The organism is Pseudomonas sp. NY8896 (genome assembly GCF_039634505.1).
On the sequence record NZ_CP132350.1, the window covers coordinates 6020553 to 6044243 of the forward strand.

The 23691-nt window shown below is 62.2% G+C and carries 23 protein-coding genes; 10 read left to right on the forward strand and 13 right to left on the reverse strand.

The window, feature by feature from the left end:
* The first annotated feature begins 214 nt into the window (after positions 1-214).
* Genes mksB through mksF form a run of 3 tightly spaced genes read left to right on the forward strand, consistent with a single transcriptional unit; the run spans position 215 to position 5029 of the window.
* Positions 215-1504 carry an Mks condensin complex protein MksB gene (mksB, locus tag Q9451_RS27190; protein ID WP_012270439.1) on the forward strand — a complete coding sequence of 430 codons (1290 nt, stop codon included), beginning with the start codon at positions 215-217 and terminating at the stop codon, positions 1502-1504.
* Positions 1494-2201: an Mks condensin complex protein MksE gene (gene mksE, locus Q9451_RS27195; protein WP_012270438.1), complete on the forward strand. Its 708-nt coding sequence runs from the start codon at positions 1494-1496 to the stop codon at positions 2199-2201. The genes mksB and mksE overlap by 11 nt, the downstream gene beginning before the upstream one ends.
* Entirely contained in the window at positions 2198-5029 is a 2832-nt protein-coding gene (gene mksF / locus Q9451_RS27200; protein WP_012270437.1) for an Mks condensin complex protein MksF, read from the forward strand. Before mksE ends, mksF begins: the two co-directional genes overlap by 4 nt.
* Before the next feature lie 104 nt (positions 5030-5133).
* Here mksF and Q9451_RS27205 read toward each other — a convergent pair whose 3' ends face one another.
* From Q9451_RS27205 to rplU, 5 genes are all read right to left on the reverse strand, one after another.
* On the reverse strand, positions 5134-5595 hold the full coding sequence (locus Q9451_RS27205) for a CreA family protein (protein ID WP_012270436.1): 462 nt from the start codon (positions 5593-5595) through the stop codon (positions 5134-5136).
* A complete protein-coding gene (proB, locus tag Q9451_RS27210) occupies positions 5592-6710 on the reverse strand; it encodes a glutamate 5-kinase (protein ID WP_012270435.1) in 1119 nt (372 codons plus the stop codon). The genes Q9451_RS27205 and proB overlap by 4 nt, the downstream gene beginning before the upstream one ends.
* Positions 6711-6795: 85 nt before the next feature.
* Entirely contained in the window at positions 6796-8022 is a 1227-nt protein-coding gene (cgtA, locus tag Q9451_RS27215; protein ID WP_012270434.1) for an Obg family GTPase CgtA, read from the reverse strand.
* Between the two features lie 188 nt (positions 8023-8210).
* Positions 8211-8468, reverse strand: a complete 258-nt coding sequence (rpmA, locus tag Q9451_RS27220) for a 50S ribosomal protein L27 (protein WP_003247464.1) — start codon at positions 8466-8468, stop codon at positions 8211-8213.
* Positions 8469-8506: 38 nt separating this feature from the next.
* Positions 8507-8821: a 50S ribosomal protein L21 gene (gene rplU / locus Q9451_RS27225; protein WP_003247466.1), complete on the reverse strand. Its 315-nt coding sequence runs from the start codon at positions 8819-8821 to the stop codon at positions 8507-8509.
* Between the two features lie 244 nt (positions 8822-9065).
* On the opposite strand from rplU, the gene Q9451_RS27230 reads away from it, so the two are divergent.
* The 3 genes from Q9451_RS27230 to Q9451_RS27240 all read left to right on the forward strand — a co-directional run bounded on the left by Q9451_RS27230 (position 9066) and on the right by Q9451_RS27240 (position 10870).
* On the forward strand, positions 9066-10034 hold the full coding sequence (locus tag Q9451_RS27230) for a polyprenyl synthetase family protein (RefSeq protein ID WP_012270433.1): 969 nt from the start codon (positions 9066-9068) through the stop codon (positions 10032-10034).
* Positions 10035-10201: 167 nt separating this feature from the next.
* Positions 10202-10540: a zinc ribbon domain-containing protein YjdM gene (locus tag Q9451_RS27235; protein ID WP_012270432.1), complete on the forward strand. Its 339-nt coding sequence runs from the start codon at positions 10202-10204 to the stop codon at positions 10538-10540.
* 84 nt (positions 10541-10624) lie between these two features.
* Positions 10625-10870 carry a hypothetical protein gene (locus Q9451_RS27240; RefSeq protein WP_012270431.1) on the forward strand — a complete coding sequence of 82 codons (246 nt, stop codon included), beginning with the start codon at positions 10625-10627 and terminating at the stop codon, positions 10868-10870.
* Between the two features lie 128 nt (positions 10871-10998).
* Here Q9451_RS27240 and Q9451_RS27245 read toward each other — a convergent pair whose 3' ends face one another.
* From Q9451_RS27245 to Q9451_RS27265, 5 genes are all read right to left on the reverse strand, one after another.
* Entirely contained in the window at positions 10999-11616 is a 618-nt protein-coding gene (locus Q9451_RS27245; RefSeq protein ID WP_012270430.1) for an FKBP-type peptidyl-prolyl cis-trans isomerase, read from the reverse strand.
* 85 nt (positions 11617-11701) lie between these two features.
* Entirely contained in the window at positions 11702-12007 is a 306-nt protein-coding gene (locus Q9451_RS27250; RefSeq protein ID WP_012270429.1) for a DUF6482 family protein, read from the reverse strand.
* Between the two features lie 128 nt (positions 12008-12135).
* Positions 12136-12624 (reverse strand): TIGR00645 family protein, encoded by a 489-nt coding sequence (locus Q9451_RS27255; protein ID WP_012270428.1) that lies wholly within the window; start codon positions 12622-12624, stop codon positions 12136-12138.
* Between the two features lie 109 nt (positions 12625-12733).
* Entirely contained in the window at positions 12734-13072 is a 339-nt protein-coding gene (locus Q9451_RS27260; RefSeq protein ID WP_003247487.1) for a hypothetical protein, read from the reverse strand.
* Between the two features lie 160 nt (positions 13073-13232).
* Complete coding sequence (locus tag Q9451_RS27265) at positions 13233-15671, reverse strand: ATP-binding protein (RefSeq protein WP_012270427.1); 2439 nt, start codon at positions 15669-15671, stop codon at positions 13233-13235.
* A gap of 261 nt (positions 15672-15932) precedes the next feature.
* Here Q9451_RS27265 and Q9451_RS27270 point away from each other — a divergent pair, with 261 nt between their 5' ends.
* The 4 genes from Q9451_RS27270 to Q9451_RS27285 all read left to right on the forward strand — a co-directional run bounded on the left by Q9451_RS27270 (position 15933) and on the right by Q9451_RS27285 (position 19523).
* A complete protein-coding gene (locus tag Q9451_RS27270; RefSeq protein WP_012270426.1) occupies positions 15933-16421 on the forward strand; it encodes a DUF3015 domain-containing protein in 489 nt (162 codons plus the stop codon).
* Between the two features lie 71 nt (positions 16422-16492).
* A complete protein-coding gene (locus Q9451_RS27275; RefSeq protein ID WP_012270425.1) occupies positions 16493-18346 on the forward strand; it encodes a DUF4105 domain-containing protein in 1854 nt (617 codons plus the stop codon).
* Between the two features lie 255 nt (positions 18347-18601).
* Complete coding sequence (locus Q9451_RS27280; protein ID WP_012270424.1) at positions 18602-18958, forward strand: hypothetical protein; 357 nt, start codon at positions 18602-18604, stop codon at positions 18956-18958.
* 67 nt (positions 18959-19025) lie between these two features.
* Entirely contained in the window at positions 19026-19523 is a 498-nt protein-coding gene (locus Q9451_RS27285) for a GreA/GreB family elongation factor (RefSeq protein WP_012270423.1), read from the forward strand.
* Between the two features lie 188 nt (positions 19524-19711).
* Here the strand turns inward: Q9451_RS27285 and gdhA are convergent, their stop codons facing one another.
* The 3 genes from gdhA to Q9451_RS27300 all read right to left on the reverse strand — a co-directional run bounded on the left by gdhA (position 19712) and on the right by Q9451_RS27300 (position 23655).
* Positions 19712-21052, reverse strand: a complete 1341-nt coding sequence (gdhA, locus tag Q9451_RS27290; RefSeq protein WP_012270422.1) for an NADP-specific glutamate dehydrogenase — start codon at positions 21050-21052, stop codon at positions 19712-19714.
* Positions 21053-21273: 221 nt separating this feature from the next.
* Positions 21274-22941: an energy-dependent translational throttle protein EttA gene (gene ettA, locus Q9451_RS27295; RefSeq protein WP_012270421.1), complete on the reverse strand. Its 1668-nt coding sequence runs from the start codon at positions 22939-22941 to the stop codon at positions 21274-21276.
* A 300-nt stretch (positions 22942-23241) separates the two neighbouring features.
* Positions 23242-23655 carry a hypothetical protein gene (locus Q9451_RS27300; protein WP_012270420.1) on the reverse strand — a complete coding sequence of 138 codons (414 nt, stop codon included), beginning with the start codon at positions 23653-23655 and terminating at the stop codon, positions 23242-23244.
* Positions 23656-23691 lie beyond the last annotated feature (36 nt).

The following is a 23691-nucleotide window of genomic DNA, read 5'->3' on the forward strand; positions in this document are numbered from 1 at the left end:
GACAATTGGGCATTCTAACGTGTACGCCTTGGTTTTTGCAGCGCCTATCAGACCGAGCGCCGCCGGTGCGGCGCTCGCGCTCAAAAACGCCCCAAAAACAACGCCATACACCTACTAGCCATAAGGTTATCCCTCATTACAGACCAAGGGGTGAAAACCTCCCCCCGGGATGCAGTACAATCGCCCCCTTTTTCTTGGCAACGAGTCGAAGCCAATGATCGAACCCAAGCGCGTCCTGCGCGCCCTAGCCGAACACTGGGCCCTGATCGAGCCGCTGTGCGAGCGTTTCGACCAGGGCACCCTGAGCCTGGTCGAGTTGCGCCAGCATGTGGCCCGCCAGCAGCTCGAAAGCACCCCGCAGGACATCACCCAGCTACTCGACGTGTGGATCCGCCTGGATATCCTGGTCCCGGTTGCCAAGAGCCCGAACCGTTTCGAGCTCAACGCGCAGATCCACGACTTCCTCGCCTACCTGCGCCGCGAACACCGGCTGGGCCTGTGCCTGGAAATCGAAGCGTACTTGCGCCACCTGGAACGCCTGGCCGGGCACATCCAGGATGCCTTCGACAATCGCGACAGCGACGACCTGGCACGCCAGCTGCGCCTGCTCGACATGCGCGTGCGCGATGTGCTGAAAAAACTCGACAACGACGAGCAGGCGCTGGTAGCCGTGGCCGAACGGGCCAAGACCAGCAACCGCCAGATTCCGCTGCGCCAGCGTTATGCCGAAGTACTCGCCACCTGGGACGAATACGTCGAGCCGATGATCCAGCTGGTCAACGCCGACGGCGCCTTCGAGCAGGGCGTACGCAAGGTCGAGACCGTGCTGTTGAAGCTGCTGGGCGAACAGGCGCGCCTGGGCCACCTGGTCGATGACGACATGCTGCTGCGTACCCACGCACGCATCCTGGAAATGCAGACCAGCGCCCAGCTGACGCTGCGCCACGCCCGCGAGTTGCTACTGCCGCTGCGCGAAGAAGCACGCCGGCACAATGCCGTGACCCGTGGCGCCGCACTGGCCCTGTCGGTGATCCGGCGCAAGGGCATCGATGCCGTGCCGCAAGCGGCCATGCCGATGTTCACCCGCCCGCAAAGCACCTTCCTTGGCAGTGCCAGCCAGGTCGAGGCCTACGTTTACGCCCTGGCCCGCTTCGAGCCCAAGCCGGCGCGCTTCCCCAAGGCCCACAAGACCCAGTCCGGTGCCCTGCCCCGCGCCCCGCGCACGGTCAAGGAAATGGCCGAACGCTGCGAACAAGCCCTGCCGCTGCCCGACTTGATGGTCTGGCTGCTTGAGCAGGAGCCCGAAGGCGCGACCGACGAGCTGCTGTACTGGTTCTCGCGCCTGTCGCGGGAAAAGCGCTTCAAGCGCGAACGCCTCGACCGCCGCGAGTACACCACTCAGGAACACCTGGTCAGCCTGCGCTCGTTCGCCCTGACCTCCAGCCGCGAAGACGCCGCCAGCGCGCCTACCGAATCCAACGCGAGCCCAGCCCATGCATCTTGATCTTTCCGAACTGTCCCAGCTCGCGCCGATCTTCCGCGAGCTGTTCAAAGGCTTCCACGTCAGCCGCCGCGACCCCGAGTTGTATGCGCAGCTGTCGAATTTCCAGGACCAGTACCGCACCCTGTTCAAGGCCCTGGGCTTCGAACTGGTGTGCGACACCCGTGGCTTCTACTACTTCGTCCCGGACATGACCGCCGCCCAGGTCAACAAGACCGCGCAGCGCCTGTCGCTGTTCACCTTCATCCTGGTCGAACATCTTGCCGACCAGGGCCGTGACCCGATGGCCGTGCTCGACGGCGGCAGCATTGGCCGCGACGAACTGCCCTCGCTGCTGGACAAGTACCGCGACCTGTTCCTGCAGGCCGAAGTGCAGACCGTGGACGAACTGGAAGAAAAAATCCTGCGGCGCATGACCCAGCTCGGCTTCGCCCACGAGGAAGGCGGTATCTACCGCTTCCTGCCGCCCATGCATCGCTTCCTCGATGTGTGCCTTTCGGTGCAGCAAGACCGCGACCTAGCCGCCACCCTGCACAGCGACCTGCCGCTGCCGACCCCGGTACTGGTCGAAGAAGAAAGCCCCGAAGAACTCAACCGCACCGACGACCCGCTCGACCTCACGCCCTTCGAGGGCGAGGAAAGCGAAGAGGACGCGCTGGCCCGGGCCATCCGCGAAGAGCAACAGGAGATTGACGCATGAGCCAGGAACGCTACGGCATCCGCCGCTTCGCATTGCTCAACACCGCCGGCTACAGCCTTGGCCTGTTCCCGCTGGAGCACCCGCTGTCGGTGTACGGCGCCAACAACCTGGGTAAATCGGCGTCGATCAACGCCCTGCAGTTCCCTATCCTGGCGCGCATGTCGGACATGAGCTTCGGCAAGTACAGCCTCGAGCAGTCGCGCCGCTTCTACTTTGCCAGCGACACCTCGTACATTCTCTGCGAACTGAGCCTGCCCCACGGCCCGCACGTGATCGGCGTGGTCGGCCGCGGCCCGGGTGGCGGTTTCGGCCACCAGTTCTTCGCCTACAAGGGCGAACTGGACCTGGCCCACTACCAGAAAAACGACACCTGCCTACGCCAGAAAGAGCTGTTCACCAACCTCGAGCGCCTTGGCATCAAGGCTTATGAAGTGAAGCCGGACGAACTGCGCCGGTTGCTGGTTGGCGGCCACACCTCGGTGCCGCTGGACCTGACCATGATCCCGCTGCGCTCCACCAGCGAACAAAGCCTGAAAACCTTCCGCGCGCTGTTCATCAACCTGCTGCACATGCGCGAAATCACCGCGGCCAAGCTCAAGCAGCTGTTCCTCGACGCGTTCGAGCACAGCCTGCGTTCAGGCAGCGTCGACTACATCGCGGCGTGCGAAGAGGCCTTCCGCGACGTACGCCGCATGGAGCAGGACTACAACGCCCTGGTTGCTGCCGGCCCACTGGTCGAGGCCCTGGCTGGTGGTGTTGCCCAGCGCGACATCCTGCGCGGCAAGCTGCACCGCATTTCGCCTGTGCTCGACACCCTGCTGGGCACCTGGCAGGAATACGCCATGGCGCGCAAGGAAGAGCTGGTCATCCAGTCCGAGCACTACCGTGGCGAGCAGGACCGCCTGCAGAACGATCAGCGCGGCGGTACCCAGGAACTGATGCGCCTGGAACGTGAAATCACCGGTATCCAGCGCTGGCTGGGCGAGCTGTCGGTGCTCAAGCACCGCTTCGCCCTGGTCGATGACGTCAAGGTGCTGGAGCAGCAGTTGCTGGCGGCCAAGGACGCCCACGACGAACTGGCCGGCGCCCTGGCCCAGTCGCGGCAGTTCAGTGCCGAAGACCTGGACGAGCGCGTACGCGACCTGGAAAAACGCCTGAAGCAGGTCAAGCAGCAGCTGGACCACGCCGACAACAACAGCTACGCCCGCCTGCGCGAAGAGTTCTCGCAGCAGGACGTCGACCGCCTGATGCGCCTGTTCAACGGCGCACTGTTCAGCCTGCCGCTGGGCGACCGTGGCATCGAGCTGGACGACAGCGACCTGTGGGTGAAAACGCTGGAAGCGGTGCTGGATGGCTTCAAGGGCGAACGTTTCGAAGCCCCGGGCCTGGCCATCGACTTGACCCACATCGACCCGCCGGCACTGCAAGCCCTGGCGGACCGCGCCGCCCTGCGCGACCAGAAAGAGCGCCTGGAAAAAGAGCTGAAGCAGCTCAAGACCCAGCAAGCCGTGGCCGCCGACCGCTCCGCCTCCAAAGCGCAGACCGAAACCCTGTACCAGGAAGTGCTGGATGCGCAGAAAGCGCTGGAGGACTTCCGCCGCAGCCAAACCCTGGCCGCCGAAGAGCCCGAGAAGCTGGAACAGCTGTCGCAACTGGAAGCCGCCCAGGACGAACTCAAGCGCTCCAGCGATGCCTTCACCGAGCGTGTCCAGCAGCTGTCGGCCAAGCTGCAGCTGGTCGGTAGGCAGCTTGGTGACCTGGAGTCCAAGCAGCGCACCCTGGAAGACGCCCTGCGTCGTCGCCAACTGCTACCGGCCGACCTGCCCTACGGCACGCCGTTCATGGAAGCCATCGACGACTCGATGGACAACCTGCTGCCGCTGCTTAACGACTACCAGGACAGCTGGCAAGGCCTGCAACGTGTGGATAACCAGATCGAGGCGCTGTACGCCCAGGTGCGCCTGAAAGGCGTGGCCAAGTTCGACAGCGAAGACGACATGGAACGCCGCCTGCAGTTGCTGGTGAACGCTTATGCGCACCGAACCGACGAGGCCCTGACCCTGGCCAAGGCCCGCCGCGCTGCAGTCACCGACATCGCCCGTACCCTGCGCAACATCCGCAGCGACTACGACAGCCTCGAGCACCAGCTGGCCTTGTTCAACCGCGAGATCAACAAGCGCCAGGTGTCCAACCTGGAAAGCTTCCGTGTGGTACTGGCGCCGAACAAGGAAGCGCTCAAGCACATCGACCAGATCATCCACAGTGCCGGCCAGTACGAAGAAGGCGAAACCCTGTCGGTGTTCGACCTGACCCAAAGTGCCGATCAGGACAACAAGAACGAAGAGGCCAAGGAATACCTGGCACGCCTGGTGGCAGCCAACCACAACCAGTTGGGCCTCAAGGACCTGTTCGAGCTGGCGTTCGAGATCACCAAGGTCAACGGCCAGCCGATCATCCACGCCGACATCGACGGCGCAGCGTCCAACGGCACCACCATGACCATCAAGGCGCTGACCAACATGTACCTGTTGCTGCACCTGATGGACCGCGACTTGGCCGGTCGCATTCGCCTGCCGTACTACCTGGACGAAGCGGCGGACATCGACGAACGCAACCAGGCGGCACTGCTGGAAACCAGCCTGCAGCTGGGCTTCGTGCCGATTCTGGCGAGCGTGAAGCCGCAGGTATCGGCACGCGTGGCGATCGACCTGGAAGGTGGCAGCGGGCCAAACGGCATCTACATCGACGAGGCGGACTGGAAGTTCATCAGCCGGCTGGATGAAGTGAAGGCGGTTGTGCGTGAGGATCAGGCCGAGGAATTGGCCTGATATCGGTGTGATGGGGCCGCTCCTACAGGGATATGTGCTCCCCTGTAGGAGCGGCCTTGTGTCGCGAAAGGAGGCCGAAGGCCTCCCGGCAATCTACCAGGCTATCAATGAGCCCAAGGCAGGATCGGTATCGCGGTCACCGCATTCTGCGGGCTGCCTTCGATCATGCGGTCGCTGTACACCAGGTACACCAGCGTATTGCGCTTCTTGTCCAAAAAGCGCACCACCTGCATGGTCTTGAACACCAGCGAGGTGCGTTCCTTGAACACTTCCTCGCCATCCTTCAACTCACCCTTGAAGTTGATCGGCCCGACCTGACGGCAGGCAATCGACGCCTCCGCACGGTCTTCCGCCAGCCCCAAGCCACCCTTCATGCCGCCAGTCTTGGCCCGTGACAGGTAGCAGGTCACGCCCTCGACCTTGGGATCGTCAAACGCTTCGACCACAATGCGGTCGTTCGGCCCAAGGAACTTGAAGACCGTGGACACCTGGCCGACTTCCTCGGCCCCGGCCAGCATTGGCAGTGCCAGCGCTGCCACGGCAATCACCCGCTTGAACAGGCTCATACCAGCACCAGATTGTCGCGGTGTACCAGCTCAGGCTCGGCGCTGTAGCCAAGAATCGACTCGATCGCGTCCGAGGGCTGGCCAATGATCTTCTGCGCCTCCAGGGCGCTGTAGTTGGCAAGGCCGCGGGCCACCTCGATACCGTCCGGGCCAACGCACACCACCATCTCGCCACGACGGAAGCTGCCCTGCACGGTCTTCACACCTACCGGCAACAGGCTCTTGTTGGCCTGGCGCAGTGCCTGCACGGCACCGGCATCCAGCACCAGGGTGCCACGGGTCTGCAGGTGGCCGGCCAGCCATTGCTTGCGCGCAGCGAGCATGCCGCGCTCGGGCGACAACAGGGTGCCCAGGCGCTCACCCGCCTTGAGGCGATCCAGCACGCGCTCGATGCGGCCACCGATGATGATGGTGTGGGCACCGGAACGGGCGGCCAGGCGCGCAGCGCGCAGCTTGGTCTGCATGCCGCCACGGCCCAGGGCGCCCCCGGTACCACCGGCCACGGCGTCCAGCGACGGGTCGTCGGCACGGGCTTCGTAGATCAGCTGAGCTTCGGGGTTGTTGCGCGGGTCGGCGTCGAACATGCCATCGCGGTCGGTGAGGATCACCAGCAGGTCGGCCTCGACCAGGTTGGCCACCAGTGCCGCGAGGGTGTCGTTGTCGCCAAAGCGGATTTCATCGGTGACCACGGTGTCGTTTTCGTTGATCACCGGCACCACACCCAGGTCGACCAAGGTGCGCAAGGTGCTGCGGGCGTTCAGGTAACGTTTGCGGTCGGACAGGTCGTCATGGGTCAGCAGGATCTGCGCGGTGTGCTTGCCGTGTTCGCCAAAGCTCGACTCCCAGGCCTGCACCAGGCGCATCTGGCCGAGCGAGGCAGCCGCCTGCAGCTCGTTCATCGCGCTCGGTCGCGTGGTCCAGCCCAGCTGGCTCATGCCGGCAGCCACAGCCCCGGAGGAGACCAGTACCAACTCCACGCCTGCCTCACGCAGCGCGACCATCTGCTCGACCCAAACGGCCATGGCACCGCGGTCGAGGCCCTTGCCATCGGCGGTCAGCAGAGCACTGCCAATCTTCACGACCCAGCGCTTGGCGCCCGTCACCTTGCTTCGCATCTTCTTCCAACCTATGTCGAATCTGTAGATACCGTGGATACAAAAACGCCGCTCCAGAGAGCGGCGTTTAGTGTACTGCAACCGGTCAGTCGCGCACGTAAATGATTTCCGGGCCGTCTTCGTCGTCCTCGAAATCATCATCCCAACCGTCATCGTCGCCGATGTCGTGCACGCTCTTGACGCCAGTACGGCGCAGGGTACGCGCGTCGTCCAGGGCCTGCAGCTGGGCACGGGCTTCGTCTTCGATGCGCTGGTCGAGGTCGGCCAGCTCTTCGGCGTAGGCCGGGTCGTTGGCCAGGCGATCGGCGCGGTCTTCGAGGTAGCGCATCAGGTCATGGCTGAGCTTGTCGGTTCCCTGCTTGGAGATAGCCGAGATCACGTAGACCGGGCCTTCCCACTCGAGGCGATCAATCACTTCCTGAACACGTTCATCACGCTCGTCGTCCATGACCATGTCCGACTTGTTCAGTACCAGCCAACGCTCACGCTCGGCCAGCGACGGGCTGAAGCGGGTCAGCTCGTTGACGATGACTTCGGCGGCATCGGCCGGGCTGCTTTCATCCAGCGGCGCGATATCCACCAGGTGCAGCAGTACACGAGTACGCGCCAGGTGCTTGAGGAAGCGGATACCCAGGCCGGCACCCTCGGAAGCGCCTTCGATCAGGCCGGGGATGTCGGCGATGACGAAGCTCTTCCAGCGGTCGACGCTGACCACGCCCAGGTTTGGCACCAGGGTGGTGAACGGGTAGTCGGCCACTTTCGGCTTGGCGGCCGAGACCGAGCGAATGAAGGTACTCTTGCCGGCGTTCGGCAGGCCCAGCAGGCCGACGTCGGCCAACACCTTCATTTCCATCTTCAGGTCACGCTGGTCACCCGGTTTGCCTGGGGTGGTCTGGCGCGGCGCACGGTTGGTGCTGGACTTGAAGCGGGTGTTGCCCAGGCCGTGCCAGCCGCCTTGTGCAACCATCAGCTTCTGGCCAGGGGTCACCAGGTCACCGATCACTTCCTGGGTCGAGGCGTCAATCACGGTGGTGCCGACCGGCACGCGCAGGAACAGGTCTTCACCCTTCTTGCCAGTGCAGTCGGTGCTGCCGCCGTTGGAGCCGCGCTGGGCTTCGTGGTGACGGGTGTAGCGGTAGTCGACCAGGGTGTTCAGGTTTTCGTCGGCAACCATGTACACCGAGCCACCATCACCGCCGTCACCGCCGTTGGGGCCACCGTTCTCGATGAATTTCTCGCGACGGAAGCTCATGCAACCGTTGCCGCCGTCACCGGCTTTGACCCGAATCGATACTTCGTCAACAAACTTCATTAAAACCGCCTCTCGTCGGCAGACGAGCTGAATGACTCAAAAACATGAGGCTCTTGCAAAAATGAGCGCGGCGGCCCCGTACGACCGTAGAAACCAACGCCGGCAACCCAGACAAACAGCTTTGCAAGAGGCTCACCACAAACGAAAAAGCCCCGTCGCATGACGGGGCTTCTGGAGCGACGTCGCGATTAAGCGGCGACGATGCTCACGTAACGGCGCATGAACTCGCCTTTCTTCTCGAACTTGATCACGCCTTCGATCTTGGCGAACAAGGTGTGGTCCTTGCCCATGCCAACGCCGTAGCCAGCGTGGAATTCGGTGCCGCGCTGACGGACGATGATGTTGCCTGGCTTGATAACCTGACCGCCATACATCTTCACGCCAAGGCGTTTAGATTCTGAGTCGCGACCGTTACGAGTACTACCACCAGCCTTCTTGTGAGCCATGGTTCAATTCTCCAAATAAATTCAGGGGATCTAGGGGATTAAGCCTGGATGCCGGTGATTTTGATCTCGGTGAACCACTGGCGGTGGCCCATACGCTTCATGTGGTGCTTACGACGACGGAACTTGATGATGCGAACCTTGTCGTGGCGGCCTTGCGAAACGACTTCGGCCACTACTTTAGCGCCAGCAACAACTGGAGCACCGATGGTGACTTCTTCACCGTTGGCGACCAGCAGAACGCGATCGAAGGTCACGGATTCGCCAGTGGCGACTTCCAGTTTTTCGATCTTGAGGAATTCACCTTCAGCGACTTTGTACTGCTTGCCGCCGGTAACGATTACTGCGTAAGACATGGTATTTCTCCGATAATCCTGCTCACCCAGCGCTTTATATGATGAGTATTGGCTGGCATGGCTGCACAGGGCTGGAACGGCCCGGCGCAATTGCGTAAGGCAGGTGCTGCCCAGGAAGTTAGGGTGCGCGATTGTACGCAACCGCGGTTTTGCTTGCAAGTACCGCCCCCGGCCAGCTGGCACCGCGCCTTGACACACCGGGACCCGCGACCTAGCATGCCGCGCAACCTCACTGGAGCAGCCGATGCAACCCCAAACCTTCTACCGCGCGGTGGCTGATGATTTCAGCGCCGTCGACGAGATCATCAAGAAGCAGCTGACCTCGCGCGTGCCGCTGGTATCGAAGATCGGCGACTATATCACGTCGGCCGGTGGCAAGCGCCTGCGTCCCCTGCTGGTACTGCTGTGTGGCAAGGCCCTGGGCCGTGAAGGCGACGACCTGCGCCTGCTGGCCGCCACCATTGAATTCCTGCACACCGCCACCCTGCTGCACGACGACGTGGTCGACATGTCCGGCATGCGCCGTGGCCGCTCCACCGCCAATGCCCTGTGGGGCAATGCGCCGAGCGTATTGGTGGGTGACTTCCTTTATTCGCGCTCGTTCGAAATGATGGTCGAACTGGGCTCGATGCCGGTCATGCAGATCCTCTCCAAGGCCACCCGGGTGATTGCCGAGGGTGAAGTGCTGCAGCTGTCGCGGGTACGCGACGCCAGCACCACCGAGGAGGTCTACATGGAGGTGATTCGCGGCAAGACCGCGATGCTGTTCGAAGCCTCGACCCACAGCGCCGCAGCGCTGGCCGAAGCCACTGATGAGCAGCGCGAAGCCCTGCGCACCTTCGGCGACCACCTGGGCGTGGCCTTCCAACTGGTCGACGACCTGCTGGACTACAAGGGTGACTCGCAAACCCTGGGCAAGAACGTCGGTGACGACCTGGCCGAAGGCAAGCCTACCCTGCCGCTGATCTACACCATGCGCGAAGGCACTGCCGAGCAGGCCGCACTGGTTCGCCAGGCGATCCAGAAGGGTGGCCTGGAGGATCTGGAGCAGATTCGCGTGGCGGTCGAAGAGTCCGGCGCGCTGAAGTACACCGCAGAGCTGGCGCGTGATTATGTGAAGCGTGCCATTGCATGCCTCGAAGTACTGCCAGCCAGCGAATACCGGGATGCGCTGGTTGAGCTGAGCGAGTTTGCGGTCGCGCGTACTCACTGACAGACAGAGTCGTCTTCATTCGCGGGCAAGCCCGCTCCTACAAGGACTGCGCCGCCTGTAGGAGCGGGCTTGCCCGCGATGCTTTTGTCCGGACATAATCACTTCTGGAAAAATACCTTTTACAATGTGGGCTTTTAACCGCCCGTCTGTTTGTTTGAGGATCCGAAGTGAGCACTCTGCCACCCTGCCCAAAATGCAACTCCGAATACACCTATGAGGATGGCACTCAGCTGATCTGCCCTGAATGCGCCCACGAGTGGTCGGCCAGCGGCGATGCCGAGGCCAGCGACGAGGTGGTGAAAAAGGACTCGGTCGGCAACATCCTGCAGGACGGCGACACCGTCACCGTGATCAAGGACCTCAAGGTCAAAGGTTCGTCCCTGGTGGTCAAGGTTGGCACCAAGGTCAAGAACATCCGCCTGTGTGACGGCGACCACGATATCGACTGCAAAATCGACGGTATCGGCGCCATGAAGCTGAAGTCCGAATTCGTGCGCAAAGTCTGATTACACAAAAATCCGCCAATTGGCGCTTGCTATTTTGACAATAAGAATTATTCTCATTGGAACCGCTTTCCAAGGAGAATAGCCATGACTTATCTGATCGACGCCTGGCTGGACCGCCCTCACCCCTACCTGCGCATTCTTCATCGGGAAACCGGCGAAGTGTGTGCGGTGCTTGAACAAGATGCACTCGACGAATTGCGTGACCAGGGCGACCTGGACATGAGCGGGTTGAATTCGAGTGAACCTGGGGTACTGAAGGAATTGGTGCGGAACTTGTTTCTGTTCTGCTATGCGCGGGCATTGCGCCCGATGGGGACAGATTGGAATTGAGGCCAGCAGGGCTGGCCTCTTCGCGAGCAAGCCCGCTCCCACAGCGACCGCGCAAGGTTTGAGTTCTGCGCAATACCTGGAGGAGCGGGCTTGCCCGCGAATGGGCCGCAATGCGGCCCCGAGGGGCATTACAGAACGTCGAGCAACTCGACGTCGAACACCAGTACGCTGTGCGGCGGGATGCTGCCAACGCCTTGGGCACCGTAAGCCAGCTCGCTCGGCACGTACAGGCGCCATTTGCTGCCAGCGTTCATCAGCTGCAGGGCTTCGGTCCAGCCAGCGATCACACCACCAACCGGGAATTCAGCCGGCTGGCCGCGCTCGTAGGAGCTGTCGAACACGGTGCCGTCGATCAGGGTGCCGTGGTAGTGCGTACGCACGTTGCTTTCGCGGGTCGGCTTGGCGCCTTCACCTGCGGTCAGTACTTCGAACTGCAGGCCCGAAGCCAGGGTGGTGATGCCATCACGCTTGGCGTTTTCGGCCAGGAATTCCTTGCCAGCGCCAGCAGCGGCTTCAGCCTTGGCGGCCGCTTCGGCTTGCATGATGTCACGGATCACTTTGAAGCTGGCCGACAGGTCGGCTTCGCTGACGCGGCTGTCGGCGCCGTTGAAGGCGTCGGTCAGGCCGGCCAGGATGGCTTCCAGGCTGACGCCTGGTGGCGGGTTGTCGCGCAGCTGGCCGCCCAGCTGACGGCCGATACCGTAGCTGACGCGCGTTTCGTCGGTGGACAGATTGAGTTCGGACATTGTCGTGCTCCACTGCAGGGCGCAGTGCAGCCGCGCCCTTGATGAAAAGGGCGAGCAGCCTAGCACACTGGGGCGCGGCGAGCAGCTACCAGGCCGAGCGCTGGGAGATCGGCACCTTCAGGTCTTCTTCCGGGTGCGTACCCATGCCGCACATTTCGTCCTGCACCGACCAATGCACCAGGTTCATCGAGACCATGGGGATGGTTTGCAGCAACTTGCGCGCATCTTCCACCGAGTGCACGCGCAAGCGTTCACCACGGGTATCGGACAGAGGGTGAGCGTGGCCTTTGACCCGGGCCTCGAGCAGGTAGTCACCGCCTTCGATGGCGATCAGGTTCAGTTCGTCGACATGGCCAGCCCTGGCCTCGGTGTTGAGCTGATGCAGGTTCATGAGAGCACCTCGCGATGAGAACCACGCATGAGTGCTCATTTTTTCTACAGGCCAGCCGAAAGCACAAGCCAGAAACAACACCGCCCGTCCGTTTTGCAACGGACGGGCGGTGAATGCAGCAACCTGGCTTAGTGCTTGGTCAGCTTGTCCAGGTAGCCCATGCAAAACGCCGAGATCACGAAGGTCATGTGGATGATCACGTACCACATCAGGTAATCGGTGGAGATGTTCTGCGCATCCATGAACACTCGCAGCAGGTGAATCGACGAAATCGCCACGATCGATGCGGCAACTTTCATCTTCAGCGACGAAGAGTCCATCTTGCCGAGCCAGTTGAGCTTTTCCTTGCTTTCGTCGATGTCCAGTTGCGAAACGAAGTTCTCGTACCCGGAGATCATCACCATGACCAGCAGGCCACCCACCAGCGACATGTCGATCAGCGACAGGATCACCAGGATCAGGTCGGCTTCGCTCAGGGCGAAGACGTTGGGCAGGACATGGACCACTTCCTGGAAGAATTTCAGTGCCAGGGCCAGCAAGCCAAGGGACAGGCCGAAGTAGATCGGGGCGAGCAGCCAGCGCGAGGCATACATCGCGTTTTCGAGGATACGTTCCATGAAGTTCAGGACTCATCAGGTGACTAAAAATCGACGGCGAGTATAGCCAGCCACCTGTTACAGCAAAAGCCCGGTGAACGGGGGGCTGTTTTACAGCCCCGGCAATCGTTCAGGTCTCTGGATGAAACTGGTAATCCCCAAGATTACGGCACCGCTCGCCATTGATCCGCCGTAACTGCGCCTGCAAATGCAAACACCAGATCTGCGGGTCTTCGGCCACCTGGTACCCATGCAAGGTCAGGCTGTCGACGATGGCATTGAGCACCGATTCGGCCACCAGCGGCCCATGAAACGGCCCCTGCGCCTTGATCGCGGAAGGTTGTTCACCGGCCATGCCGGCGGCGAACAGCAACGTCCACATGCCGTTGTCCCCGGCCAGTGGGCGGATGCTGCATTCGATGCGGGTCACCAGGCCCAGGCACTGGCGTGTGAGGCTGAGGTTGCGCATGGCCGCGTCCCCTCCAAAAAGCCTTGTTCAGCCTGAACCTCAGGCTGTTTCCATCCTGAACCTGATACCGTCCTTAAGTTCCAGCATAGAAGAACAGTACAGAAAGATGGAAAACCGGCGCTGAACGGTAGCACATCGCCGCCAGCGCCAGTTTATTGACTCAAGCCGGTTTGGCCTTGGCAATCACCTCTTCCAGGTGTTCCTTTTCTGCCTTCTCGATTTCTTCTTCGCTGATCATCTCGGCAATTTCACGCAGGCGCTCCACCACCCGAGCATTGACGCTGCCCTCGGTGAACAGCCCCTTGTCGTCGAGCACCCCGGCCTCCTCGCCCACCAGCAGGCTCAGCGCCTCATCAGCCTGGCTGACCGCATAGACGTGGAACATGCCGTTCTCCACGGCCTGCAGCACGCGCTCATCAAGCATCAGGGTGGCAACGTTGGCACGCGGAATGATCACCCCCTGCTCGCCCGTCAGGCCTCGCGCCTCGCAGAGGCGGAAGAAGCCCTCGATCTTCTCGTTGACCCCGCCCACTGCCTGCACTTCACCAAACTGGTTGATGGAACCAGTGATAGCGAAACACTGCTTGAGCGGCGTGCGCGACAAGGCTGAAATCAGCGTGCAGGCTTCGCCCAGCGAGGCGCTGTCACCGTCCACGTAGCCGTAGGACTGTTCCAGGGCGATGCTCGCGGAAATCGCCAGCGGGAATTCCTGGGCATAGCGGCTGCCCAGATAACCGGTAAGGATCATCACGCCTTTGGAGTGGATCGGCTGGCCAAGGTTGACCTCACGCTCGATGTCGACAATGCCGCTGCCGCCTGGGTACACAGTGGCCGAAATACGTGCCGGCATACCGAACGCCGAGTCGCCCACCTCCAGCACCGTGAGGCCGTTGCACTTGCCGATTGCAGCACCTTCGGTATCGATGAGGATGATGCCGGCGAGCATGTCGTCCAGCACCCGCTGCGACACACGCCCGGTGCGGGTGGCCTTGGCATTGAGCGCACGCTCGATGTGGCCGGCGTCGGTCATTTCGTCACTGGCCAGCTGGCGAATGAAATCAGCCTCGCTCACCAACTGGAACAGGTCGCCGATACGCGCCGACAGGCGCGACTGGTTTTCAGCCAGGCGAGCGCTGTAGGTGGCCAGGCGCGCCACGGCGTCGCTGGTCAGCGGCGCCATGCCCTCTTCGTTGGTGCGGGTGCGCAACAGCTGGGCGAACTGCTCCAGGTTCTCGTCGACCATCGGCATGTCTTCGTCGAAGTCCACCAGCACGCGGAACATCTCCTGGAAATCCGGGTCGTGGTCCTGCAGCGCGTAGTACAGCTGGCGCGAGCCGATGATCACCAGTTTGACGTTGAGCGGAATCATCTGCGGCTGCAGGCTGACCGTGGCGACACGGCCCAGTTCACCGATCGGCGACTCCATCTTCAGCTTGCGCGACTGCAGTGCACGCTTGAGCGCATCCCAAACGAACGGCTCGCCCAGCATCTTCTCGGCTTCAAGAATCAAGAAGCCACCGTTGGCACGGTGCAGCGCGCCTGGGCGCAGTTGGCGATAGGAGGTGTACAGCGCGCCTTGGTCGGTGCTGTATTCGATACGGCCGAACAGGTTGTCATAGGTCGGATGCGGCTCGAACACCACCGGCGCGCCGCCGGCTGCGTGATGGCCCACCACCAGGCTGGGCGCGTACTGCTCTTCGAGCAGCTTGCGGGCCACGGCGTCGGTCTTGCTGTCATCCACCAGTTGCTCGACCACGGTACGCAGCAGGTTCAACTGCACCGATTGCAGGTATGCGCAGACCGCCGCGTTCTCGGCGTACTTTTCCGACAGCGGCGCCAACAGCGGCTGCAGCGCCAGGGTGATGGTTTCTTCGTTCAGCTGGCGCAGTTGGTTGTTCGACTCGCGCTTCCACTGCGGCAAGCTGGCCAGCTCTTCGTTCAGCTGTTCCTCGAGCAAGGCAATGTCTTCGTGGAACTGCTCGCGTACCGCTTCCGGCAACTGGGCGAACTCGGCTTCATCCAGCGCCTTGCCATCGGCCATCGGCGTGAAGGCGACGTTGCTGGCATCGCGATACAAGGCCACGTCTTTTTCCAGCGATGCGCGCTCTATCACGTCCAGGGCGCGGTCATAGCGCTGGTTGAAGGCACGGTCGATAGCACCCTTCTTCTGCTGATAGGACGGGTGTTCGAAAACGGCAGGGAACGTGGACAGCAGGTTGTCGATCAACCCGCCCATGTCGCTGATGAACTCGGCGGCGCTCCCAGACGGCAGCTCCAGTGCCCGTGGCTCACGGGTGTCGTCGAAGTGGTTGACGTAGACCCAGTCGGCCGGGGTCTGCTGGCGCTTGCCCTCGGCCTTGAGGTAGCGCTTGACGAACGAGAAGCGCCCGGTACCGGGCTCACCCATTACATACACGTTGTAACCAGGGCGCGGCATGGCCACGCCAAACTGCAGGGCCTCGACAGCACGCTCCTGGCCCAGGACTCCGCGAAACGGCTCCAGATCGTCGGTATTGGTAAAGGCAAACTGCTCGGGGGAGAAACGCCGGGTCAGGGCTTCAGGCGCGAGACGCAGGCGCGCAGCGACAGGATCGGGCATTGGGTTTCCTTACTTCGGCGGGCAGATGACCAGCATTCTGGCGCTGCCCCAGCGCGCCTTGCAAGGCTCTACGGGACTTTAATATCGCGGCAGGTCTTAGCCCGTGCAGGTCATGTAACAGCAAATTTTTCGCAATCAACAACGCAACCTTTAGATCGTGCCTAAACTCCAAGCTGCGCGGGTGGGTGAAAAGCTTTCCCGACCTGGCAACCGAGTTGCCAGAAACCCTGACCCTTGGTTAAGACAAAGAGAACAAATGCTATGAAACGGATTCTTCTGGGTACTCTGTTCACCGTGGTCTCGCTGAACGCCATGGCCGAAGCGCCTGGCGGCCCGAACTGCGGCTGGGGCAACATGCTGTTCGAAGGCCAGCGCGGCACGCCGGCACACTTCCTGGCTTCCACCACAAACGGCACCTCCGGTAACGCCACCTTCGGCATGACCTCCGGCACCAACGGCTGCTCGACCAAGGCTTCGCTGACCTACGGCGGCAAGTCCTGGTTCGCCATGAACGGCATGATGAACGAGCTGTCCGAAGACATGGCCATGGGCCAGGGCGAAGCACTGACCACCTATGCCGTCGTCCTTGGTGTGGCCCCGGAAGACCGCGGCTACTTCAACTCGGTCACCCACCAGCACTTCAACCAAATCTTCAGCAGCGCCGACGTCACTGCCGAAACGGTTCACAGCAACACCCTGGCCGTTCTGAAAAGCGACCCACGCCTGGCCAAATACGCCACCGAGGCCTAAGCACAGCTGCTCCCGCCCCACCCGGGGCGGGTTTCGCCTTTTTCGGCATCGTTTAGAAGTAGTTGCCCGATATGCTCAAACGCCTCGCTGCCCTGGCGCTGTGTGCCTGCGCCCCCGTACAAGCCGCGCCCGTGCTGGATCAAGGCCGTCTCCAGCAACTGGCCAATACCCCTTACTGGCTCGCCATTGGTCACTACGAAACCGCCAAGCTCGGCGGCTGGCGCAGTTATGTGGACGATGATGCGTTCTTCCTCGCCGAGGACGGTGCGCATCACCCCGACAAGGAGCTGAAGGCCACGGTCGACGCGCTGTATGCCCCGGCCAGCCTCGGCGACAAGCACGCCCAATGCGTATTCCCGGCGCGTACCCGCTGGCTGCGCGAACAACTCGACCTGCAAGGCTTGCCGCAACCGGACTGCCAGGAATTCAAGACCTGGTACCAGTCGATCGACCCGCACAGCGCCGCGCTGATCTTCCCGGCAGCTTACCTGAACAGCCCGTCGTCGATGTTCGGCCACACGCTGCTGCGCATCGACCAGTCCACCACCCGCAGCGACGACACCACCCTGCTGAGCTACGCGATCAATTTCGGTGCCTACATCGAAGGCAGCGACAACAGCATCCTGTACGCCTGGAAAGGCCTGATGGGGGGCTACCCAGGGCTGTTCGCGCTGATGCCCTACCAGGAAAAACTCTCCGAATACCGCAGCCTGGAAAACCGCGACCTGTGGGAGTACCAGCTGGACCTGACACCCGAGGAAACCGGGCGCATGGTCGAGCACGTGTGGGAGCTGAAGCAGATCCAGTTCGACTACTTCTTCTTCGATGAAAACTGCTCGTATCGCCTACTGGAGCTGCTGCAAGTGGCCCGGCCGAGCCTGGACCTGACATCACAGTTTCCGCTAACCGCCATTCCCACCGACACCGTGAAAGCCGTGAAGCAGTCCGGCCTGGTCGCCAGTGAGACTTACCGCCCCTCTCGCGAGCGCGAGTTGCTGGCCCGTGCCGAGCCGCTTGACCACAACGAAAAACGCCAGGTACTGGCGGCAAGCGCCGACACCGCGCAGCTGCAAAGCGCCGAGTTCAAGGCCCTGCCCCGCGAACGCCAGGCGCTGGTGCAAGATGCGGCGTATCGCCTGGAGCGGTACCGGGCCAATGGCCAGGAACGCGACCCCGGCCAGGCAAAACGCAGCTTCGAGCTGCTGCGTGCAATCAACGGCAACCCACCGCCGCCCCTGCAAATCGAACGCCCCGGCCTGCCCGAGGATGGTCATGACTCGCGCACCTGGCAGTTGGGCGTGGGCACCCGTGAAGACCGTGCCTACGCCGAATACGGCCTGCGCATGGCCTACCACGACCTGAATGACAACGCCTATGGCTTCCCGCTGGGCGCGCAGATCGAAATTTTGCAACTGAAGGTGCGCCAGTACGAAGGCAACGATTGGCAGGTACAACGGCTGGACCTGGCCACCATTCGCTCACTGACGCCACGCAACGAGCTGCTCAAGCCCTGGTCATGGCAGGTGGCTGGTGGGCTGGAGCGGGTGCCGGGCAAGCACGATGACGAGGTGCTGGTGAGCCATGTGAACGGCGGCGCCGGTGGCACCTGGCAGCTGGCCGACGGTTTGTTGGGCTTTGCCCTGGGCACGGTGCGGGTCGAGCATCACAATGACTTCGCCCAGTTCATCGCCCCAGCGGCGGGGTTCAATGGCGGGCTGCTGTGGCGCAACGGCTTGGGCAACATGACGCTCGAGGCCAAGGGCGACTACTTCACCAATGGCGAAGTGCGGCGCAGCGTGAGCCTGAACCAGCAATGGGAAATCAGCCAGAACCTTGGGCTGCGGTTGAGTGCTTCGCGCGAATTCAGCCATTTGGCTACCGCGCAGAACGAGGTGATGCTGGAACTGAAGTGGTATCACTACTAGCGGGTCGGGCCTGCGCGCTTTTTGTAGGAGCGGCCTTGTGTCGCGATCGGGCCGCAGAGCGGCCCCAGCAATATTTGCATCATCGCTGAAATCCCGGGGCCGCTTTGCGGCCCGATCGCGACACAAGGCCGCTCCTACAGACAGCGCGTCAGGCTGAAAGCTGAGTATCCCAACCAACTCTTTGACACTGTTTTGACACCTCCCCGACAAATCGCCACCTAGACTTTCCACCATCAACGGGAGGGTCTGGTGGTTATGTCGCGGTACTGGTTCGGCGTGTGCATTGCGTTGTTGCTGTCAGGTTGCGAAACCACCCACGAGCAGATGGTCAACCATGGTTATCCCCCGGCCTATGCCGATGGCTTTCAGGACGGCTGCAGCAGCGGTCGCCAGGCGGCCGGGCTGATGGTGGGCGGGTTCAGCAAAAACGTGCCGCGCTACCTGCACGAGCGCCAGTACGAAACCGGCTGGGACGACGGCTTCCGCCAGTGCCACGCCATGCAGAACAGTGAAGAACAGCGCGAGTACCACGAGCGCTTCTGGGACCAGCGCGACCGCGAGTGGGAGCAGGAAAAGGACCGTGGTGCCGCCAAGGCCTATCGCCACGACTGAGTCGCAAACGGACATCCCTTGAAACCGGCAGCCTGCCATGATGGTCTCCTGCACAAGGAGCCCCCGCATGAGCCGAGCATTCGTCAACGAAGACCAGGCCGCCGCCCAGGCCGACCAGCCGGTCGAGCGACGCATCAGCGAACAACCCAACTACGTCACTGCCAGCGGACTGCAGCAGTTACAGGCGCGCGTGGCCGAGCTGAATGCCTTGCGCAGTGAACTGCTGGCACAAGGTGAGCGTGGCGACAAGCAGCGGCTGGCCGATACCGAGCGCGACCTGCGCTATTTCAGCGCGCGGGTACAGAGTGCCCAAGTGGTGCCGGCGGCGGCTTCTCGCAGCAAGGTGCAGATTGGTAGCCGGGTGCGGTTCGTGGATGCGCAGGACCAGGAGCATGTGGTGCGACTGGTAGGCGAGGATGAAGCGGATGCTGGGCGTGGATTGATTAACTGGGGGTCGCCGTTGGGGCGGGCTTTGCTGGGTGCGGGGCCTGGGGATGAAGTGGTTTGGCGGCGGCCGGTGGGGGATCAGGTGATCGAGATACTTGAAATTGAGGGTGAAAGCTGAGGGCCCTGGGGGCTGCTTTGCAGCCCTTTCGCGACACAAGGCCGCTCCTACAAGATTGCGCGATCATTCAGGTTGTCGCGGTCCCCTGTAGAAGCGGCCTTGTGTCGCGAAAGGGCCGCAAAGCGGCCCCCTGTAGGAGCGGCCTTGTGTCGCGAAAGGGCCGCAAAGCGGCCCCCAGCAGCCTCAGATCAGACGACGCCCTGAGCCAGCATCGCATCGGCCACTTTCACAAAGCCTGCGATGTTCGCACCTTTGACGTAGTTGATACGGCCATCGGCTTCTTCACCGTAGTGCACGCATGCATGGTGAATCGACTGCATGATGTTGTGCAGCTTGCTGTCCACTTCACCGGCAGTCCACAGCAGGCGCATGGCGTTCTGCGACATTTCCAGGCCCGATACGGCCACGCCACCGGCGTTGGAGGCCTTGCCCGGGGCGTACAGGATGCCGGCGTCCAGGAAGATATCCACAGCTTCCAGGGTGGTCGGCATGTTGGCGCCTTCAGCCACGCAGATGCAGCCGTTACGCAGCAGCGTGCGGGCGTCCTCGGCGCCCAGTTCGTTCTGCGTGGCGCACGGCAGGGCGATGTCGCACGGCAGGCTCCATGGGGTCTGGCCTTTGCGGAACTCCAGGCCGAACTGCCCGGCCAGCTCGCTGATGCGGCCGCGCTTGACGTTCTTCAGCTCCATCAAGGCGTCCCACTGGGCATCGGTCAAGCCGGCTTCAGCGTACAAGGTGCCTTCGGAGTCAGACAGCGAAATCACCTTGCCGCCCAGGTCCATGACCTTGCGCGCGGCATACTGGGCAACGTTGCCCGAACCGGACACCGCCACGCGGCGGCCGTCGATACGCTTGTCCTGGCGTTTGAGCATTTCTTCGGCGAAGTACACGCAACCATAGCCGGTGGCTTCCGGACGGATCAGGCTGCCGCCGTAGGTCATGCCTTTACCGGTCAACACCGAGGTGAACTGGTTGGCCAGGCGTTTGTACTGGCCGAACATGAAGCCAATTTCGCGGGCCCCCACACCGATGTCACCCGCCGGTACGTCGCAGTCGGCGCCGATGTGGCGGTACAGCTCGCTCATGAAGGCCTGGCAGAAGCGCATCACTTCAGCGTCGCTCTTGCCTTTAGGGTCGAAGTCCGAGCCGCCCTTGCCGCCGCCCATGGGCAGCGAGGTCAGGGAGTTCTTGAACACTTGCTCGAAGGCCAGGAACTTCAGCACGCTGAGGTTAACCGACGGGTGGAAACGCAGCCCGCCCTTGTACGGGCCAATGGCGCTGCTCATCTGGATGCGGTAACCGCGATTGACCTGCACCTTGCCCTGGTCATCGACCCAGGACACGCGGAACAGTACAGCGCGCTCGGGCTCGACCATGCGCTCGAGGATGCCGGATTGCAGGTAGTGAGGGTTGGCTTCAAGGAATGGCCACAGGGTGCGCAACACCTCTTCCACCGCCTGGTGGAATTCCGGTTGGCCAGGGTCACGCTGTTGCAGGCGTGCAAGGAAATTGTCGACAGATTCGATCATGGTAGACATCTCACCGAAGGTTTTGGACTTATTGGTTTTTTCAGGAATGTACCAAGAAGCAATCGCACCGGAATAGGGCGAGATGTCGTTTTTTTGAAATTATTTGGTGCGTTTTATATAAATGTATACAAAATAACCGCCAAGCACCCTGCTTCTGCCTGTGCTGCGGGCACAAAAATGGGGCCACCATGGGCCCCATTCCTGTGCATCAAAAAACCGGCTTACTGAGCCAGCTTCTTGTGCCGTACACGGTGCGGCTGGGCAGCGGCATCGCCCAGGCGCTTCTTGCGGTCCGCTTCGTACTCGGTGTAGTTACCTTCGAAGAACACCACGTTCGAGTCGTCTTCGTACGCCAGGATGTGGGTAGCCACACGGTCCAGGAACCAACGGTCGTGGGAAATCACGATCGCGGCGCCCGGGAAGTCCAGCAGGGCCTCTTCCAGCGAACGCAGGGTTTCGACGTCGAGGTCGTTGGACGGTTCGTCGAGCAGCAGGACGTTACCGCCCTCCTTCAGGGTCAGCGCCAGGTGCAGGCGGCCACGCTCACCACCGGACAGGTCCTTGACGAATTTTTGCTGGTCGCCACCTTTGAAGTTGAAGCGGCCAACGTAGGTACGCGAAGGGATCTCGTAGTTGCCGATGCGGATCTGGTCGGAGCCGTCGGAGATCTGCTGGAACACGGTCTTGGCGCCGTCCAGGTCCTCGCGGCTCTGGTCCACACAGGCCAGTTGCACGGTTTCACCGATCTCGATGCTGCCCGAGTCTGGCTGCTCCTTGCCCATCAGCATGCGGAACAGCGTCGACTTACCGGCACCGTTACCACCGATCACGCCGACGATGGCACCCTTGGGCATGGCGAACGACAGGTTGTCGATCAGCACGCGGTCGCCGTAGCCCTTGGTGACGTTCTTGAACTCGATGACCTTGTCACCCAGGCGCGGACCGGCCGGGATGTAGATCTCGTTGGTTTCGCTGCGTTTCTGGAATTCCTGCGACTGCATTTCTTCGAAGCGCTGCAGACGGGCCTTGGACTTGGACTGGCGGGCCTTGGCGCCTTTGCGCACCCACTCCAGTTCCTCTTTCATGGCCTTCTCGTGGGCGCTCTGCTGCTTGGATTCCTGCGCCAGACGGTCCGACTTGGCTTCCAGCCAGCCCGAGTAGTTGCCTTCGTACGGGATACCGGCGCCGCGGTCCAGTTCCAGGATCCAGCCGGCGACGTTGTCGAGGAAATAACGGTCGTGGGTAATGGCTACCACGGTGCCAGGGAAGTCGTGCAGGAAGCGCTCAAGCCAGGCCACCGAGTCGGCGTCCAGGTGGTTGGTTGGTTCGTCGAGCAGCAGCATGTCGGGGGCCGACAGCAGCAGGCGGCACAGGGCCACACGGCGCTTCTCACCACCAGACAGGTGTTCGATGCGCGCATCCCAGGCCGGCAGGCGCAGGGCATCGGCGGCGACGTCCAGTTGGCGCTCCAGGTTGTGGCCGTCGGCGGCCTGCAGGATGGCTTCCAGCTTGGCCTGCTCGGCGGCCAGCTTGTCGAAGTCGGCATCCGGGTCGGCGTAGGCGGCGTAGACCTCGTCCAGGCGCGCCTGGGCGTCCTTGATCACGCTGACCGCTTCCTCGACCACTTCACGCACGGTCTTGGTCGCGTCCAGTTGCGGTTCCTGGGGCAGGTAACCCACGTTGATGTCGGGCATCGGACGGGCTTCGCCGTCGAATTCCTTGTCGACGCCCGCCATGATCCGCAGCAGGGTCGATTTACCGGCGCCGTTCAGGCCGAGCACGCCAATCTTGGCGCCCGGGAAGAACGACAGGGAAATGTTCTTGAGAATTTCCCGCTTCGGCGGCACGACCTTGCTCAGCCGATGCATGGTGTAGACGTATTGAGCCAAAACCAAGCCCTCTAATCAGATAGGTAAAGACATCGACGATCGCCCCGGCAGCATGGCCTGGGGGATGTGTTGGGTGTCATTGAACAAAGTCGACCATTCTACGCCAACGCGCAGCGTTGCATAGGAGGGACCGCCAGTGGGGGGTGGGATCGGTGTGATCCTTGGGGGGGTCTATTGCCTGTTCCGGCCTCTTCGCGGCTAAAGCCGCTCCCACAGGAATATCACTGCCTTCAAGGGCAATACAGCACCTGTGGGAGCGGCTTTAGCCGCGAAAGGGCCGCCGCAGTGGCCGAAGAGGGCTCAGACGTGACGCTGCTTGGCCTTGCCACGCGGCAAACGGCAACGGTCGCCCTGCTCAGCCAGGCGAGAGGCCCAGGCGGACTTCACGCTGAAGCCTGCGCTGAGGGTAGGCTGCTGCTCGGCGCCCTTGGCCACATTAGCCGGCTTGGCGGCCGCAGGCGCCGTACTGACAAGCTTGGCAGCAGGCTTGGCCGCAGCCACGGCAACGGCCGGCGCAGCTGCCACCTTGGCGGTCTTGCGCAGTTCAGCCAGCGATGGGGCCTTGCTCTTGGCGGTGGCAGCCGCGTCTGGTTTGACCAGCGAACGCTGGCACGATTTGCAGGATACGTCCTCGGTCACGGCAGTGCTGACAAGGGTCTGACTGCTGCGCCCACAGGCGGAATCGAGGCCATTGGAGGAAAAGTGAGTAACCAAAACCGAACATCTCCGATGCGTTGTCATGTGAAGCGG